The sequence below is a fragment of the Teichococcus aestuarii genome (assembly GCF_003116135.1).
GTDB lineage: Bacteria > Pseudomonadota > Alphaproteobacteria > Acetobacterales > Acetobacteraceae > Pseudoroseomonas > Pseudoroseomonas aestuarii.
This window is the reverse complement of record NZ_PDOA01000084.1, coordinates 1-580: the sequence shown is the minus strand read 5'-3', so window position 1 is coordinate 580 and position 580 is coordinate 1. Positions and strand designations below refer to the sequence as shown.

Annotated in this window: 1 protein-coding gene; it reads left to right on the top strand. The window is 67.9% G+C overall.

The genetic code is table 11. The annotated features are described in order from the left end of the window. Positions 1 to 188 precede the first annotated feature (188 nt). The coding region (locus CR165_RS24240; RefSeq protein ID WP_146202051.1) for a Crp/Fnr family transcriptional regulator at positions 189 to 580 on the top strand (392 nt) is incomplete at its 3' end.

Here is a 580-nt window from a genome sequence, read left to right as displayed (position 1 = left end):
TGGATGCTGAGTGGCATCAGCCATGGCCGGCGCCTCCCGCCGGTGCTGGCCTGAAGGGCCTGCGCGATACCGTACAGACAGGCCGAGCTTCGCCCTTTATGTACGGCCCATCGCCCGCTGAGGTTTTCCGGCGCGGGTGGCTGAGAGACGCGTGCGCTCTTACCGACGCCATGTCGCAGGAGCCCATCATGGCCCGCTCTGCCCAAATCCCTACCACGCCCCGCAACCGCCTGCTCGCCGCCCTGCCGCCGGACAGCCTCGCCCGCCTCTGGCCGAAGCTGGAACGGGTGGAGATGCCGCTCCGCCAGGTGATGCACGACGTCGAGGTGCCCATCGAGCACGTCTATTTCCCGGAAAGCGGGTGGTGCTCCATGCTCTCCTATACGGAGGATGGAGATGCGATGGAGGTCGGGCTTATCGGAACCGAGGGGGTGGTTGGCCTGGCTGTCGTCCTCGCCGATGAGTTCGACGACCTGGAGGCCATGGTGCAGGCCCCCGGCGATGCCTTCCGCCTGAGCGCCGGCGCGCTGCGCGAGGCGATGGACGAGGACCGCGACCTGCGGCATCTGCTGCTGCGCTA